14 protein-coding genes and 1 pseudogene are annotated in these 15,780 nt (G+C 64.2%); 5 read left to right on the top strand and 10 right to left on the bottom strand.

Going from position 1 to position 15,780, the window contains the following annotated elements; genetic code table 11:
- Nucleotides 1–16 precede the first annotated feature (16 nt).
- From ACZ5BO_RS28780 to ACZ5BO_RS28760, 5 genes are all read right to left on the bottom strand, one after another.
- On the bottom strand, nt 17–241 hold the full coding sequence (locus ACZ5BO_RS28780; protein WP_025129471.1) for a hypothetical protein: 225 nt from the start codon (nt 239–241) through the stop codon (nt 17–19).
- Between the two features lie 226 nt (nt 242–467).
- Nucleotides 468–1,832, bottom strand: a complete 1,365-nt coding sequence (locus ACZ5BO_RS28775) for a heavy metal sensor histidine kinase (protein WP_464697155.1) — start codon at nt 1,830–1,832, stop codon at nt 468–470.
- Nucleotides 1,822–2,499 (bottom strand): heavy metal response regulator transcription factor, encoded by a 678-nt coding sequence (locus tag ACZ5BO_RS28770; RefSeq protein ID WP_025129473.1) that lies wholly within the window; start codon nt 2,497–2,499, stop codon nt 1,822–1,824. Before ACZ5BO_RS28770 ends, ACZ5BO_RS28775 begins: the two co-directional genes overlap by 11 nt.
- An 8-nt stretch (nt 2,500–2,507) precedes the next feature.
- Entirely contained in the window at nt 2,508–5,603 is a 3,096-nt protein-coding gene (locus ACZ5BO_RS28765) for a multidrug efflux RND transporter permease subunit (RefSeq protein ID WP_025129474.1), read from the bottom strand.
- Nucleotides 5,600–6,760 (bottom strand): efflux RND transporter periplasmic adaptor subunit, encoded by a 1,161-nt coding sequence (locus ACZ5BO_RS28760; RefSeq protein ID WP_464697152.1) that lies wholly within the window; start codon nt 6,758–6,760, stop codon nt 5,600–5,602. Before ACZ5BO_RS28760 ends, ACZ5BO_RS28765 begins: the two co-directional genes overlap by 4 nt.
- A gap of 224 nt (nt 6,761–6,984) precedes the next feature.
- Between ACZ5BO_RS28760 and ACZ5BO_RS28755 the strand changes: the two genes are divergently transcribed.
- From ACZ5BO_RS28755 to ACZ5BO_RS28745, 3 genes and pseudogenes are all read left to right on the top strand, one after another.
- Complete coding sequence (locus tag ACZ5BO_RS28755; protein WP_025129476.1) at nt 6,985–7,224, top strand: hypothetical protein; 240 nt, start codon at nt 6,985–6,987, stop codon at nt 7,222–7,224.
- 157 nt (nt 7,225–7,381) lie between these two features.
- Nucleotides 7,382–7,663, top strand: a pseudogene (locus tag ACZ5BO_RS28750) (PAS domain-containing protein); the annotation flags it as partial.
- A gap of 264 nt (nt 7,664–7,927) precedes the next feature.
- Nucleotides 7,928–8,965, top strand: a complete 1,038-nt coding sequence (locus ACZ5BO_RS28745; protein WP_464701401.1) for a methyl-accepting chemotaxis protein — start codon at nt 7,928–7,930, stop codon at nt 8,963–8,965.
- A 31-nt stretch (nt 8,966–8,996) separates the two neighbouring features.
- On the opposite strand, the gene ACZ5BO_RS28740 is transcribed toward ACZ5BO_RS28745, so the two are convergent.
- From ACZ5BO_RS28740 to norR, 5 genes are all read right to left on the bottom strand, one after another.
- The gene (locus tag ACZ5BO_RS28740) at nt 8,997–9,746 is read right to left on the bottom strand and encodes a YkgJ family cysteine cluster protein (RefSeq protein ID WP_025129478.1); all 750 of its coding nucleotides are present in this window, start codon (nt 9,744–9,746) and stop codon (nt 8,997–8,999) included.
- A 93-nt stretch (nt 9,747–9,839) separates the two neighbouring features.
- On the bottom strand, nt 9,840–10,166 hold the full coding sequence (locus tag ACZ5BO_RS28735; protein ID WP_464697151.1) for a hypothetical protein: 327 nt from the start codon (nt 10,164–10,166) through the stop codon (nt 9,840–9,842).
- A 113-nt stretch (nt 10,167–10,279) separates the two neighbouring features.
- Entirely contained in the window at nt 10,280–10,759 is a 480-nt protein-coding gene (locus tag ACZ5BO_RS28730) for a GNAT family N-acetyltransferase (RefSeq protein ID WP_464697149.1), read from the bottom strand.
- A gap of 3 nt (nt 10,760–10,762) precedes the next feature.
- Nucleotides 10,763–11,665, bottom strand: a complete 903-nt coding sequence (locus ACZ5BO_RS28725; RefSeq protein ID WP_025129481.1) for a chemotaxis protein CheV — start codon at nt 11,663–11,665, stop codon at nt 10,763–10,765.
- A gap of 229 nt (nt 11,666–11,894) precedes the next feature.
- Nucleotides 11,895–13,451: a nitric oxide reductase transcriptional regulator NorR gene (norR, locus tag ACZ5BO_RS28720; RefSeq protein WP_464697148.1), complete on the bottom strand. Its 1,557-nt coding sequence runs from the start codon at nt 13,449–13,451 to the stop codon at nt 11,895–11,897.
- A gap of 156 nt (nt 13,452–13,607) precedes the next feature.
- Between norR and hmpA the strand changes: the two genes are divergently transcribed.
- Nucleotides 13,608–14,789: an NO-inducible flavohemoprotein gene (gene hmpA, locus ACZ5BO_RS28715; RefSeq protein WP_464697147.1), complete on the top strand. Its 1,182-nt coding sequence runs from the start codon at nt 13,608–13,610 to the stop codon at nt 14,787–14,789.
- 387 nt (nt 14,790–15,176) lie between these two features.
- Nucleotides 15,177–15,686, top strand: a complete 510-nt coding sequence (locus ACZ5BO_RS28710) for a disulfide bond formation protein B (protein WP_464697146.1) — start codon at nt 15,177–15,179, stop codon at nt 15,684–15,686.
- Nucleotides 15,687–15,780: the final 94 nt, after the last annotated feature.

The following is a 15,780-nucleotide window of genomic DNA, read 5'->3' as shown; positions in this document are numbered from 1 at the left end:
GAGTCGGTGGCGCGGATCAACTGTCTTTCTGAGCGTCGCTCTTGCTGTGCTCGGCAGTGATCTTCTGGGCTTGCTGACTGTCTTGCTGCTGGGCGGCCTGGGCGATCTGCGCTTGTTCGAAGGCGGCGGCTCGGGCGGCATTCTGCGCCACGAAAGCCTGGGACTCTTCGGCCATGGCGAGAGGCGCCACGAACAGGGAAGACAAAACAAACGCGCTGGCAATACCCATACTGTTGGACATTTCTGAAGACCTTCTTGCAGAGCAAGTTCAATTCGGTGCGACAAAAATATAACCACGACGAGTCCGGAAAAAGAGCCGAACAGGATAAGGACTGTTACAAAAAAAACAATAGTGGGCGCCGTCTTGCAGGCGCTGGCTTGCCAGCGAACGCGTCATATCGTCTTGCGCCGGATGTGTTGGCGCTTGCGCCGGCAAGCCGGCTCCTACCGAATCCGAGAATCCCGAGTCAGCGAGGCAGGTACAGGCCGAAGGTGTTGATGCCCTGGTCGCTGCGCACGAACACGTCGCCACCGTGCATCAGGGCGATGGCCTTGACGATGGCCAACCCCAGGCCATGGTTGGCGCCGCTGTTGCTGCGTGAGGCATCGACCCGGTAGAAGCGTTCGAACAACCTGGGCAGGTGTTCGCTGGCGATGCCTTGTCCCGGGTTGCTGACGGCGATCGCCACCTGCTGTTCCTGCACCTCGATCCGTACCTGGATCACTTCACCGGCCGCGGTGTGCTGTACCGCGTTGCTCAGCAGATTGATCAGCGCCCGGCGCAGGTGGGCGATCTCGATCCGCACCTGGGCATCGCCCTGGACCTCGACCCTGACCTGGGCGTCTTCGAGAATGAAGTCCAGGTAGTCCAGGGTGGTGGCCACTTCCGTGGCCAGGGAGGTGCTGGTGAGCTTGGTGGCCTTGCTGCCCTGGTCGGCGCTGGCCAGGAACAGCATGTCGTTGACGATCGAGCGCAGCCGTTCCAGTTCTTCGAGATTGGATTGCAGTACCTCGAAGTAGTGCTCTGCCGAACGGCCCCGGGTCAGGGCCACCTGGGTCTGGCCGATCAGGTTGGTCAGGGGCGAGCGCAGTTCATGGGCGACATCGGCGTTGAACGACTCCAGGCGTGAGTAGGCATGCTCGACCCGTTCCAGGGTGGAGTTGAAGGAATTGACGAACTGGCTCAGCTCCGGCGGCAAGGGCGAGAGTTGCAGGCGGCCGGAGAGACGCGGCGGAGCCAGGCGCTGGGCTTCCTGGGACAGCTTGATCAGCGGCTTGAGGCCGATCCGCGCGACCCAGTAGCCCAGGGCCGAGGCCAGCAGCACGCCGACGATGGCCAGGCCGATCAGGGCCATGAGCAATTGGTGCTGGGTCTGGTGGAAGGTGTCGGTATCGATGGCGATCAGAAAGCGCAGGGCCGGACGCTGCTCCTTGGCCGGCAACTGGCTGACCAGCACCTTCAGCGGGTAGGGATGATCGGCCAGGTTCAGGTCGCGCATGCCCAGCGGGCCTTGGGCGAATGCACGGATCTGTGGATCAGGATTACCGTATTCATAGGCCTCGTCGCCACTCACCGCCCAGAAACGGATGCGCTTGTCTTCCTCGCTCAGCAGTTTGAGCTTGCTGGTGATCTTGCCCCAGTGCTCGGGATTGCCGTAGCGGGTCAGGGCCGATTCCAGCACGCTGTAGCGCGCATCCAGCTCGGCTTCGGGCAACAGGCCCAGGCCCTTGTCCACCTGCTGATAGAGCGCACCGCCGATCAGCAGGAAGATCAGCAGCGCCACCAGGGTGAACAGCCCACTCAGGCGCAGGGCAATGGAATTACTGCGCACTGCGGTTCTCCAGCACATAGCCCATGCCACGAATGGTGTGCAGCAGCTTCTGCTCGAAGGGGCCGTCGAGCTTGGCCCGCAGGCGCTTGATCGCCACCTCGACGACATTGGCGTCGCTGTCGAAATTGATGTCCCAGACCATCTCGGCAATCGAGGTCTTGGACAGGATCTCGCCCTGGCGTCGGGCCAGTACACTGAGCAGGGAAAACTCCTTGGCGGTCAGGTCCAGGCGGGTGCCGGAGCGGCTGGCCTTGCGGCTGATGAGGTCGATCCACAGGTCGGCGATGCTGATCTGCACCGGCTCGTGGCCGCCGCTGCGACGGGTCAGGGCCTGCAGGCGAGCCACCAGCTCAAGGAAGGAAAACGGCTTGCCCAGGTAATCGTCGGCGCCGTCGCGCAGGCCCTTGATCCGATCCTCCACGCGCTCCCTGGCGGTGAGCATGATCACCGGGGTCTGTTTGCGCGCCCGTAGCGCCCGCAGCACGCCAAAACCGTCCAGGCCGGGGAGCATCACGTCCAGCACTATCACCGCATAGTCGCCTTCCAGGGCCAGATGCAGGCCCTCGACGCCATCCCGGGCCAGGTCCACGGTGTAGCCCTGTTCAGTCAGGCCGCGGTGCAGGTAGTCCGCGGTTTTTTCTTCATCTTCGATTATCAGAACGCGCATGACCCGCCTCAGGTATTGGTGGCCGGCGACAGCGCCGGCTGGGGCCGGTGGAACAGCCGCTCAAGCCACAAGTATATGACCGGTGTGGTGAACAGCGTCAGCGCCTGGCTCACCAGTAGGCCGCCGACCACGGCGATGCCCAGGGGCTGGCGCAGTTCGGCGCCGGCACCGTAGCCGAGCATCAGCGGCAGGGCGCCGAGCAGGGCGGCGAGGGTGGTCATGATGATTGGCCGGAACCGAGTGATGCAGGCCTGGTAGATCGCCTCTTCCGGCGCCAGGCCCCCATTGCGTTGGGCTTCCAGGGCGAAGTCGATCATCAGGATGCCGTTCTTCTTGACGATGCCGATCAACAGCACCAGGCCGATCAGCGCCATGATCGAAAAGTCCTGGCCACAGAGCCAGAGCATCAACAGGGCACCGAGACCGGCCGAGGGCAGGGTGGAGATGATGGTCAGCGGGTGCACGAAGCTTTCGTACAGCACCCCGAGGATGATGTAGACCGCCACCAGCGCCGCGAGGATCAGGTATGGCTGGCTGGCCAGGGAACTCTGGAAGGCCTGGGCCGCGCCCTGGAAGTTGCCGCTGATGGCCGCCGGCATGCCGATCTCGGCCTTGGCCTGGTTGAGCAGGACCACCGCGTCACCCAGGGCCACGCCGGGGGCCAGGTTGAACGACAGGTTGGCGGCCGGGAACATGCCGTCGTGGGCGATCGACAGCGGGCCGATGGTGGGGGCATCGAAGCGCGCCAGGGCCGACAGCGGCACCATCTCCCCGGTCAGCGGCGAGCGCAGGTAGAAGTAGTTGAGGCTTTCGGCCTTGCCGCGTTGCTGGGTGTCGAGTTCGAGGATCACGTTGTACTGGTTGATCTCGGTCTGGAACTCGTTGATCTGGCGCTGGCCGAAGGCATCGTACAGCGCCTCGTCGACATCGCTGGCGGTGAGGCCGAAGCGGGCGGCGGCGACCCGGTCGATGTTGATGTGGGTGATGCTGCCGCCCAGTTGCAGGTCGTTGGAGATGTCGCGGAAGGCCGGGTTGCTGCGCAGCTTCTCAGTCAGGCGCTGGGTCCAGGTGCTCAGGGTCGGGCCGTCGTTGCTTTTGAGCACGTACTGGTACTGGGCGCGACTCGGGCCGGAGCTGAGGTTGATGTCCTGGCCGGCCCGCAGGTAGAGGACGATGCCGGGCACCTTCATCAGCTGCGGGCGGATGCGGTCGATAAAGGCGCTGGCGGAGACATCCCGGTCGCCGCGACCCTTCAGCGAGATCCAGAAGCGTCCGTTGGCGATGGTCTGGTTGCTCCCGGATACCCCCACGGAATGGGAGAAGGCCTGTACCGCCGGGTCGGCGGCGACGATCTCGGCCAGGGCCTGGTGCTTTTTCACCATGTCCGGGTAGGAAATGTCCGCGGCGGCTTCGGTGGTGCCGAGGACGAAGCCGGTGTCCTGCACCGGGAAGAAGCCCTTGGGAATCAGAACATAGCCGGCAATGGCCATGCTCAGGGTCAGGCCGAAGATCCCCAGCATCAGTTTCTGATGGGCCAGGGCCTTGCGCAGGCCGCGCTCGTAGACCGCCAGCAGGCGCTCGCCGAAGCCTGGCTTGGCATGGGCCGGGTGCACCGGGGCGCGCATGAACAGGGCCGCCAGGGTGGGGGCCAGGGTCAGCGAGACCACCACCGAAATCATGATGGTGGAAGTGGCGGTCAGGGCGAACTCCTTGAACAGCCGGCCGACCACGCCGCCCATGAACAATAGGGGAATGAACGCCGCCACCAGGGAGAAACTGATGGAGACCACGGTGAAGCCGATCTCGCCGGCGCCCTTGATTGCCGCCTCGCGCATGCCGTCACCGGCTTCCAGGTGACGGTGGATGTTCTCCACCACCACGATGGCATCGTCCACCACAAAGCCCACGGCAATGACGATGGCCACCAGGGTCAGGTTGTTCAGGCTGAAGCCCATGACGTACATCAGGGCGAAGCTGGCAATCAGTGACACGCCGAGCACCGCAGAGACGATCAGGGTTGCCGACCACTGGCGCAGGAACAGCGCCATCACCGCCACGACCAGGAGCACCGCGATCAGCAGGGTGATTTCCACCTCATGCAGCGAGGCGCGGATGGTCTGGGTGCGGTCCACCAGCACGTTGACCTGTACCGAGGCCGGCAGCATCGCCTCAAGCCCCGGCAGGGCGGCCTGGATGCGATCCACGGTGTCGACGATGTTGGCCCCGGGCTGGCGCGAGATCACCAGGTTGACCCCGGGTTGATCGCCGGACCAGGCCTGGACGTAGGCATCTTCCGAGCCGTTGACCACCCGCGCCACGTCCTGCAGGTGCACCGGTGCCCCATCCTTGTAGGAAACGATCAACTGGCCGTATTCCTCGGGGTGGAACAGCTGGTCGTTGGTGGACAGGGTGGAGATGCTCGATTCACCGTACAGCGCACCCTTGGCCAGGTTGAGGCTGGTCTGCTGGATCGCCAGGCGGATGTCGGCCAGGGTCAGGCCGATGGCCGCCAGCTTGTCCGCCGAGGCCTGGACCCGAATCGCCGGGCGCTGCTGGCCGGTGATGTTGATCTGGCCGACCCCGTCGATCTGGCTGATCTGCCGGGCCAACAGGGTTTCCGCGTAGTCGCTGAGCTCGGTGCCGGGCATCTGCGTCGAACTGATGCTGAGGATCAGCACCGGGCTGTCCGCCGGGTTGACCTTCTTCCAGGTGGGCAGTGTGGGCATGTCCTTGGGTAGCTTGCCGGCCGCGGTATTGATCGCCGCCTGCACTTCCTGGGCCGCGGTATCGATGCTCTTGTTCAGGGTGAACTGCAGGGTCAGCAGCGACGAACCCAGAGCGCTGCTGGAGGTCATCTGGGTCATGCCGGGGATGGCGCTGAACTGCACTTCCAGGGGCGTGGCTACCGATGAGGCCATGGTGTCCGGGCTGGCGCCGGGCAGGGCCGCCGATACCTGGATGGTGGGAAACTCGGCTTCCGGCAGCGGTGCCACCGGCAGGCGCGGAAAGGCAATCAGCCCCAGCAGCACCAGGGCGAAGGTCAGCAGGACGGTGGCGACCGGATGGTCGACGCACCAGGCGGATACCGAGCCGCGCCCCTTCATGGCTTGGGCTCCGAGGCCTGGACCACCTGGGGCGGATCGCTGAGTACCTGGACCTGGGAACCGGGCTTGAGCCGCGACTGGCCATCGCTGACCAGCACGTCACCGGCCTGGACCCCGGCAATGATGCTCAGGTCGCTGTCCTGATACACCACCTGCACCGGCACGGCTTCCACTTGCTGGTCCTTGACCCGGTAGACGAAGTGCTGGTCCAGGCCGCGCTGGACCACCGTCGGCGGCACGGTCAGTGCACCCTGGTCCAGGGCCGTCTGGATCTGCACCGTGACCAGTTGGCCGGGCCAGAGCTTCTGCTGGGCGTTGTCGAACTCCGCCTTGGCGCGGATGGTGCCGGTGCCCGCGTTGATCTGGTTGTCGATCAGGGTCAGGTGACCGTTGCCGAGCAAGGCCCCGGCGCTATTGCTGTCGGCTCCCAGGTAGGCCTTGACCGCGGCGGGGGACTGGGCATGAATCAGTTGCTGCAAGGTCGGCAGCATTTGCTGGGGCAGGGAGAACTCCACGGCGATGGGGTCGATCTGGGTCACCGAGAACAGGCCCTGGGTATCGCTCATGCGCAGGAAGTTGCCTTCATCCACGCTGCGAATCCCTACCCGACCGGTGACGGGAGAGCGGATCTGGGTGTAGGAGAGTTGCACCTGGGCGGCGTCAATGGCGGCCTGGTTGCCCTGGGCCGTAGCATTGAGCTGATTGACCAGGGCCACTTGCTGGTCATAGGTCTGCTTCGAGATACCGTCATCCACCGACAACAGCTTGTAGCGCTTGAGGTTGATCTGCGCCACCTGCAACTGGGCCTGGTTCTGCGCCAGTTGGGCCCGGGCCTGATCCAGGCTGGCGCGGATCGAGCGGTCATCGAGGGTGGCCAGCAGGTCGCCGGCCTTCACCAGTTGTCCCTCCTTGACCAGCAGCCTGGTGAGGATGCCGTCCACCTGGGGACGAATGACCACGCTGTGCAGCGACAGCACCGAGCCAATGCCGCTGGCATAGCGCGGCACGTCCTGGCGGATCACGTCCACTACCCGCACCGGAATTGCCGTAGGGGCGGCCAGCTTGGCGGTCGCCGGTTTGTTCAGGAGCCACAGCGCCACGGCACTGAGGCCCACGAGTAGCGCTACGGTCACGACGGTTTTCTTGGCAATGGGCATGGGATGAGAGCGCCGGGGGCAATGATGTCGGAAAGATGGCCATGATCTGAGGACAGTTATAGTCCGGCAACCCGGTCAGCAAGGTGACGGCCAGCTGTCGGCGCTGTCAGAAAAGCCCCGGCCCACCCCGGCAACCTAGGTTAAAGATCGCTGGCACACGGGTATACTGCCGTCCACTGTGGCCTGTCCCTTGGCCCGGATTCCTTTTTCCCCCTGGAGTTTTCATGACTTCCCCTGTACAGCCCCCTGCGGATGACGCCGTGAGCGTCGATCCTGCGGTCGAGTCGACCGTCACCGAGGACAAGGCCGCGATCCCGGCATTCAAGTTTCCGTTCAAGCCGTCCGAATTCGCCCCGGCGAAGAACGCCCAGCAGCCCTGGTACAAGAACGGCGCCAGCAATGGCCACACCAAGACCCCCGGCGCAGCGCCTCCCGGTACCCGTCGCTCCATGGGCAAGCGTTGATATCGCCGACAATCGAAGACAAAGCCCTGATTTGCGCTTTTTAATCGCAATGATGGCTAATTGCTTTAAACCTGAGCTGGATCAGTATTTGTGGCATCAGTGCGCTTAGAGTCAGCAGCCCTGCCGACTCCACCCAACACAGACGAGCGCGCTATCCATGAAGATCAACCTTCCGGTTACTGGGCGAAACGTGGACTTTGCCCCTGATGCGAATATCCTTTCGACCACTGATCTGACTAGCGCGATCACCTACGCCAACCCTGATTTCATCAGGATCAGTGGCTACAACCGTGAGGAGTTGCTGGGCTCGCCGCATAACCTGTTGCGCCACCCGGACATGCCCTCCGCGGCCTTCGCCCACATGTGGCGCACCCTCAAGCGCGGCCGTTCGTGGATGGGCATGGTGAAGAACCGTTGCAAGAACGGCGATCACTATTGGGTCAGTGCCTATGTCACGCCCGTGACCCGCGATGGCCAGGCGGTGGAATACCAGTCGGTGCGTACCAAACCCAGCGTGCGTCAGATCGAGGCGGCAGAGCGGGCCTATGCCCAGCTCAACGCTGGCGGCCCCTCGTGGTGGAGCCTGTTGCCGGTGATCAGCCTGCGGTTGCGTCTCTGGACCTCCATCAGCGCCGGCTTCATCGGCAGCTACGGCGTTTCAGTGTGGCTGCTGCCCGAATCCTGGATGGTCCAGGGGGCCGTGATGGCCATGGGGTGGTGCCTGAGCCTGACGGCGGTCGGCGTGCAAACCCGGCCACTGGATCGATTGGCCGAGCGCGCCCGGCAGATCGGTGACAACCCCTTGAGCCAGGGCATCTATACCGGCCGTGCCGACGAGTTCGGGCGCATCGAGTTCGCCCTGCAGATGCTCGAAGCCCAGGTGGGCGCGGTGGTGGGGCGCATCGGCGATGCGTCCCAGCGCCTGGAGGGGCATGCCGCCGAACTGGTGGAGCACTTGCACAGCAGCCACAACAGCACCCTGGAACAGCAGGCGGAAACCGATCAGGTGGCGGCGGCCATTCACCAGATGGCGGCCAGCGTCGCCGAGGTCGCCACCCATGCCCAGCAGGCCTCGGTGGCGGCGGACCAGGCGGAAAGCGAAACCCGTGAGGGCCATCTGCTGGTGGGCGAGAGCCGCAGTGCGGTGCTGCGCCTGGCCAGTGAGCTGGAGCGGGCGACCGAGGTCATCCATCAACTGGAAAGCCACAGCAGCGACATTTCCGGGGTGCTGGAGGTGATCCGCAGCATTGCCGAACAGACCAACCTGCTGGCCTTGAATGCGGCGATCGAGGCGGCCCGGGCCGGGGAGCAAGGGCGAGGGTTTGCGGTGGTGGCGGATGAGGTGCGCGGGCTGGCCCAGCGCACCCAGGATTCGACCAACGAAATCCAGCGCATGATCAGCACCCTGCAGAACGGCGCGCGCAACGCGGTGGAGGCCATGCAGCACAGCAGCCAGCACGTGGAGAGCAGCGTCGATCAGGCTCAGCGCGCCGCGGTGGCCCTGGACGGCATCAGCCAGCGGGTCAACCAGATCACCGAGATGAGCTTGCAGATTGCCGCCGCGGTGGAAGAGCAGAGTGCGGTCAGCGAAGACATCAACCGCAACATCATCGGCATCCGCAATGCGTGCGAGGTCACGGTCAGTGCCGGCCAGTTGAGCCACGTTAACTCGGGCGACGTGGCCGGGCTGGCAGGCGACTTGCGGCAACTGGCGCTGGAGTTCTGGCACAAGCGCGGCTAGGGCTGTTCGCCGGCGCGTCGTTGCTCGCGGCTCAGGCGGCGCGCAGGGAAATGAAGGCGTAGTCCAGGGGCGTATCGCTGACCACCTGGGCGCCGGCGGCCTGGACCTGGCTGGCGATGTCTTCCCCGGACAGATGAAAGCGCCAGGATTGGCTCGACGCCTCCGGTGGTTGAGCCTGGATTTGATCGATGGCTCTGGCCAGGGCTGTCATGTCGGGCAGGTAGGCAGTGAAACCATCGCCCTTGAGTGCCGTGGTGCGAATCCCCAGCAAGGCACAGATCGCGGTCTTGGTCGGGATATCGTCGCGGTCGGCCTGGCGCGAGCGGCGGATCAGCTCGGCCAGTTCAAGGTCTACCAGCTCGCCGCCGAGAATCAGCTGCGGTCCCTGTTCCCAGGATTGCGTTGGGCATTCCTTGGCCTGTGGGTTGAGGGGGATGTGCGGGTTGATCTCCATCGGATAGATGCGGCACACCAATGGTCGCCGCTCATAGATGCGGCACCGCTGTTCTTCGTCAAGATTCCGGCACGGGCCGACGTTGTAAGCGGCGAAGGTAATCGCCACGTAGGCCTCGGTACTGCCGCTGGGCACTCGGCAGGAGCGTCGCTCGGCATGTTCGCGCTGTTGCGCCGGCAACCCCAGGCCATTGCCGAGAAAGGCCTCCACCAGAACGATCACCTGACCGCCGTCGGCCGCCCAGGCACGGGCTTCCGTGAGGGTCAGGGGCACATGATGGTCGTTGCAGCACTTGCCGCAGCCTACACAGGAAAACTGAGTGTTCATGGAGCGCGAAACCATTACGGGTCGACAGGAAGTGCGTCGTAAATACCGTCAACGACGCGGCCAGGGAGAACATCGAAGCAAGTTGTACGCCATTTACGGGCGCTTGATTACCGGGCGGATCGAGTCCCACTCGGTGACCGCCGCAGTGCGGGTCCGTTTGTTGTACAGGCAGAGCTCGATGCCGGACTGGCCGCGCAGCTGCTTTTGTGGGTACTGGCCTTGCAGCAGGAGGGCGGTATAGGCCAGTTGATCGTCGAATTGCGCGGCCTTGCCCACGGGCTGGGGATGGTTCAGGCCGCTGGCCCGGGTGCAGCTCTCGAGCACGGCTCTGTCCAGGGCTGCCCAGGCTTCGTCGCTGGAGGCCCGGGCCTGGCAGGCGAGGGCGGCGAGTACTATCAGGCTCAGGATCTTTGTATTCATGGGCACGGCTCCTCAGGGGCGGTGAGACCACGGCGCGCGCGGTGATCGAACGCCGCCTTCGCCAGCGGCTAAAGGGTGCGGTATCGGCCTGGAAATGTCAGCAGGCCCGGCGCCTAAGGCAGTAGCTCGCGGCGGACGAGCTGCATGCCGGCGCTTTCGTACAGGCAGCGGGCTGGCAGGTTGCCTTCCAGTACCCGCAGATCGACAAAGCCTTCCCGGCGCTCGGCGAACAGCATGAAGGCCTGCTGCAACAAGGCACGCCCCAGGCCCTGGCCACGGGCACGGGGATGCACCACCAAATCCTTGATGTAGGCGCTGGTCCAGCACTGGGCGACGCCGACGATCCCGTCGCCATCGCGGGCTACCAGGCACAGCTGGGGGTCGTATTCGGCATCGGTTTCGAAAGCCTGGCGCCAGGTGTCCAGTGCTGGCACCCGGCCGCCACCGTCCAGATAGCCAAGGTGCATCAGTTGGTGCACGGCCTCGGCCTGTTCCGGGCTGTAGGGCTGCACGGTGACCCCGTCCGGCCACTGGGGGGCTGCCTGGGGCAGGCTCAGGTCGCGGCGCAGCAGCAGGCAGTGGATCTCGCTCATGCCTCAGGCTCCTTGGGTCGCAATGGCCTTGGCCGCGTCGATCAGGCAGCGGGTCAATTCCGGCGAGGAGAACTTGGTGAGTACCGCGTTGGCTCCGGCCAGTCGAGCCTTTTCGCTGTTCATGGCGCTGTCCAGGGAGGTGTGCAGCAACACGTACAGATGGGCGAAGTCCGGGGTTTCCCGCAGGGTCCTGGTCAGGGCGTAGCCATCCATCTCGGACATTTCGATGTCGGAGACGATCAGGTTGATCTCATTGGCCGTGCCTTGCAGTTCCAGCAGGCAGTCGATGGCTTCCTTGGCGCTGCGGGCGGTGTGGCATTGCAGGCCGAGGTTGCGCAGGGTGTGCACCGACTGCTGCAACGCCACCTGGCTGTCGTCGACCACCAGGATGCGGGCGTTGCCCAGGGCTTCGGCGTCTTCCATGCTCAGTTCGGTAGGCGCCATCTCGATCTGCGCCGGGGCAATGCCGTGGATCACTTTCTCGATGTCGAGGACCTGCACCAGGGTGCCGTCGACCTGGGTCACCCCGGTGATGTAGGACTTGAGGCCGCCGGAGCCGTAGGGCGGGGGGCGGATGTCGGTGGTCAGGCAATGCACGATCTTGCTCACCGCCTGCACATGCAGGCCCTGCTTGGAGCGGCTGACATCGGTGACGATCAGGCAGCCGCTGTCCGGGTCCGCCAGGGGCCGTTCGCCGATGGCCCGGCTGAGATCGATCACCGACAGGGAATTGCCGCGCAGGGTGGCGATGCCTTTTACGTGGGGATGGGATTCCGGCAGCTTGGTCAGCGGCGGGCAGGGGATGATTTCACTGACCTTAAGCAGGTTGATTGCCATCAGCTTGCCGCTGCGCAAGGTAAACAGCAGAAGCGAAAGCGAATCTGCGCGGGCTTTGTTGGAGGACATAAAAACCTTCTCTGGAAAGAATTGGCTCGTGGTGCGAACCACGGACAACCATTGATAACGGGTTATCGACTTGTTCAGGGCTGGCTTTAGCCTGATCGAGGTCTTGTCGGCCCCTGTGTTCTGTATAGCCGCTGTCCCGGGCGATGATCGGCCGCACAGCGGATAGCCAGCTGCCGGCCGAGGCTCTGGGGGCGGTGCGCTGGCCGCGGGCGGCGGTGGCTGGGCGGGGTTATTTCAGGCCCAGGCGCTTGGCCAGGCGGCCGAGGTTGGCGCGGTCCAGGCCCAGCTCCCGGGCGGCGCTGGCCCAGTTGTGCTGGTGGCGTTCCAGGCAGGCGCTGATCAGCTGACGCTGGTAGCTTTCTGTCGCTTCGCGCAAGTCGCCCTGGATCGCGGCGGCTGGCAGTTCCGGGCTGGGTGGTAGGGCGTTTGTGGCGGGTTGCTCAATGGCCCGCGGCAGGTCGAGGTCCGCGACATCGAGGGTGAGGATCTTCGGCCGTTCTCGGCAGTGGCCCAGGGCCTTGAGGGCGCTGCGCCCGATCAGGTGCTCCAGCTCACGGACGTTGCCCGGCCAGCCGTAGGCCAGCAGCGCCGCCTGGGCCTCGGCGCTGAGACGCAAGCTACCCAGGCCCATGCGCGAGCGGTTCTGCTCGAGGAAGTAGCCGCTGAGCAACAGCACGTCGCGACCACGATCGCGCAGGGCCGGCACTGGCAGGGGGTAGACGCTGAGGCGGTGATAGAAGTCGGCGCGATAGCGGCCATTGCGCACTTCCTGTGCCAGGTCACGGTTGGTGGCGGCGATCAGGCGCACATCGACCTGGTGTTCCTTGTCCGAGCCCAGGCGTTGCAGTTGGCCGCTTTGCAGCACCCGCAACAGCTTGGCCTGCACGGTCAGTGACAGCTCGCCCACTTCATCGAGAAACAGGGTGCCGCCGTTGGCCAGTTCGAACTTGCCCCGGCGATCCTGGGTGGCTCCCGTAAACGCCCCGCGCACGTGGCCGAACAGTTCGCTCTCCACCAGGGTGTCGGGCAGGGCGGCACAGTTGAGGCTGATGATCGGCTGTTCGGCCCGGGGCGAGGCGCCATGGATGGCCTGGGCCACCAGTTCCTTGCCAACTCCGGTTTCACCGGTGATCAACACCGTCAGGTCGCTGCCTCCCACCAGGTTGATCTCCTCCAGCAGGCGCTTGTGGGCCTTGCTCTGCCCGATCATTTCGCGGTTCTGTCCACTGGCCTGGCGGTAGACCTCGGCCCGTTGGTGCTCGTTTTCCGCGCGTTGAGCCAGGCGTTCGATGCGCTGCGCGGCACTGACAGTGGCGGCGGCGAGGCTGGCGAAGGCTTGCAGGGCGTCCAGCTCGATGGGCTCGAAGCGCTGTGGGTCCAGCGCGTCGAGGGTCAGCAGGCCCCAGGGGCGCTCATCGATGAACAGCGGGCAGCCCATGCAGTCATGCACTTCCAGGTGATTGTCGAGGCCTTCCACCAGCCCGTCGTAAGGGTCGGGCAGTTCACTGTCGCTGGCGAAACGGGTGGGTCCCGGGCTGGCGAGCAGGGCAGCGAAGCGCGGGTGTTCGCTGACCTTGAAGCGGCGCCCCAGGGTATCGGTACTCAAGCCGTTGACGGCCAGGGGCACCAGCCACTCGCCATCCAGGCGCAACAACGCGGCGGCGTCGCAGGGCAGCAGCGCGCGCAGGGCTTCCAGCAGGCGACGATATCGCTCGCTTTCGGGCAGTTCCCGGGACAGGTCGGTGACCAGGGGCAGCAAGGTCGTCAGCAGGGATTTTGCAGTCATAAGGACTCCATATGGTCATAATGACTATAAATGCATAAGGGTCTTTTTGACCATATTTGTTTTAATCTATTGAATTTAAAGGATTTATTTATTGGCATGAAAACTGATTAGTCAAAGGAAACCTGCAAGCAGTCATAAAGTCCAGGAGTTGTCCTTATGCTAAGCGTTCAAGATCGCGCCATCATCAAATCCACTGTGCCCTTGCTGGAAAGCGGTGGAGAAACCTTGATTACCCACTTCTACCGAATGATGCTGTCCGAGTATCCCCAGGTGCGGCCGCTGTTCAACCAGGCGCACCAGGCCAGCGGTGACCAGCCTCGGGCCCTGGCTAATGGCGTATTGATGTACGCCCGGCACATCGACCAGTTGGACCAACTGGGGGACCTGGTGGCCAAGATCATCAACAAGCATGTGGCCCTGCAGATTCTGCCGGAGCACTACCCGATCGTTGGTGCGTGCCTGTTGCGGGCCATCGAGGAAGTGCTGGGCAAAGACATCGCCACCGAGCAAGTGATCAGCGCCTGGGCTGCGGCCTACAACCAGTTGGCAGATATCCTGATCGGCGCCGAGGCCGCGATCTACGACGAGAAGGCCCAGGCGCCAGGCGGATGGCGTGGAGCGCGGGCGTTCAAGCTGGTGCAGAAGGTGGAGGAGAGCGCGGAAATCACCTCGTTCTACTTCGAGCCACTGGACCAGGGTCCGATCCTGGCCGCCGAGCCTGGGCAGTACATCGGCTTGCAGCTCTTTATCGACGGTGAGGAAATCCGCCGCAATTATTCCCTGTCGGCGCTCTCTGACCAGGGCCAGTACCGCATCAGCGTCAAGCGCGAAGTGGGTGGCGTGGCCTCCAACTACCTGCACGACCAGTGTTCGGTGGGCAGCACCATCCAGCTGTTCCCGCCCGCCGGCGAGTTCACCCTGGCGGCCAGCGACAAGCCCCTGGTGCTGATCAGTGGCGGCGTGGGCATCACCCCGACTCTGCCGATGCTGGAAGCCGCCCTGGCGACCCAGCGCCCGGTGCACTTCATCCACTGCGCGCGCAACGGCCAGGTGCATGCGTTCCGCCACTGGGTCGATGGACTGGCCCAGCGTCATCCGCAGCTCAAGCGTTTCTACTGCTACGCCGAGGACGACGGTGTCAGCCCATCGGCAGACAAGCTGGGCATGCTGACTCGCGAGCAGTTGGCCGAGTGGTTGCCGGAACAACGCGACCTGGATGCCTACTTCCTCGGGCCCAAAGGCTTCATGGCGGCCATCAAGCGCCACCTGAAGGCCCTGGGCATCCCCGAGCAGCAAAGTCGCTACGAGTTCTTCGGTCCCGCCGCGGCCCTGGAGTGACCGCTCGGCCGGTCCTGTTTGCGGCCCGGCCCTGAGCTGCCCTGAACGCCCCGCAGATCTTGGATTTGCGGGGCGTTTTGTTTGAAATTGCCGTTTTTCAGTACATTTCGTACAACGGTTAATCCACTCTTAACCCGTTTCTCGTTATTGTCCGCCACTTGAGTAGAACCCTGGACCGCGGTCCGGGCGGCTTTGCTCCGGGGCAGTGCAGCCGAACGCCATGCCCCCTGCATTCAAAGGTCATGTTCAACGTGTAGACTTCCCGGCAGCCGAGGACGCCACTGCGAGCATGGGCCGGGCCACGGTCCATGGGTTCATTGAAGACAATCCAGCCTGGCGTCGCGAGTGCCGGTGGCAGGCTGAACAGACAACAGGAAAGGAATAGGGATGAGTGACGACAGACTGCGTTTGGGACGTGAACGACGCTTCCTGGTGCTGCTGGGGGTGATCTGCCTGGCGCTGATCGGCGGAGCCCTGTACATGCAGGTGGTGTTGGGCGAGGCGCCTTGCCCGCTGTGCATCCTGCAGCGCTATGCGTTGCTGTTGATTGCGCTCTTTGCCTTCATTGGCGCAGCCCTGAGCTCGCGTCGCGGGGTCACGGCCATGGAGAGCCTGGTGGTCATCAGTGCACTGTTTGGCGCGGCAGTGGCCGGGCACCACGTGTACACCCAGTTCTATCCGGCGGTGAGCTGTGGCATCGATGTGCTGCAGCCGATTGTCGACAGCCTGCCGCTGGCGACGATCTTTCCCCTGGGCTTTCAGGTCGACGGTTTCTGCTCCACGCCGTACCCGCCGATCCTCGGCCTGTCCCTGGCCCAATGGGCCCTGGTGGCGTTCGTCCTGACAGTGATCCTGGTGCCCCTGGGGGTCATTCGCAATCGTAAGCAAACCTCCTGATCCACCCGGAACAGCCCCGGTTCCCCAACAGGGGGCCGGGGCTTTTTCATGCCGTTCATTAGGCACCTGAAAAGTCCGTGATTTGCAGCAAGCG

It is taken from the genome of Pseudomonas sp. FFPRI_1 (assembly GCF_055384485.1).
This window is presented reverse-complemented; position numbering and strand designations above follow the sequence as displayed.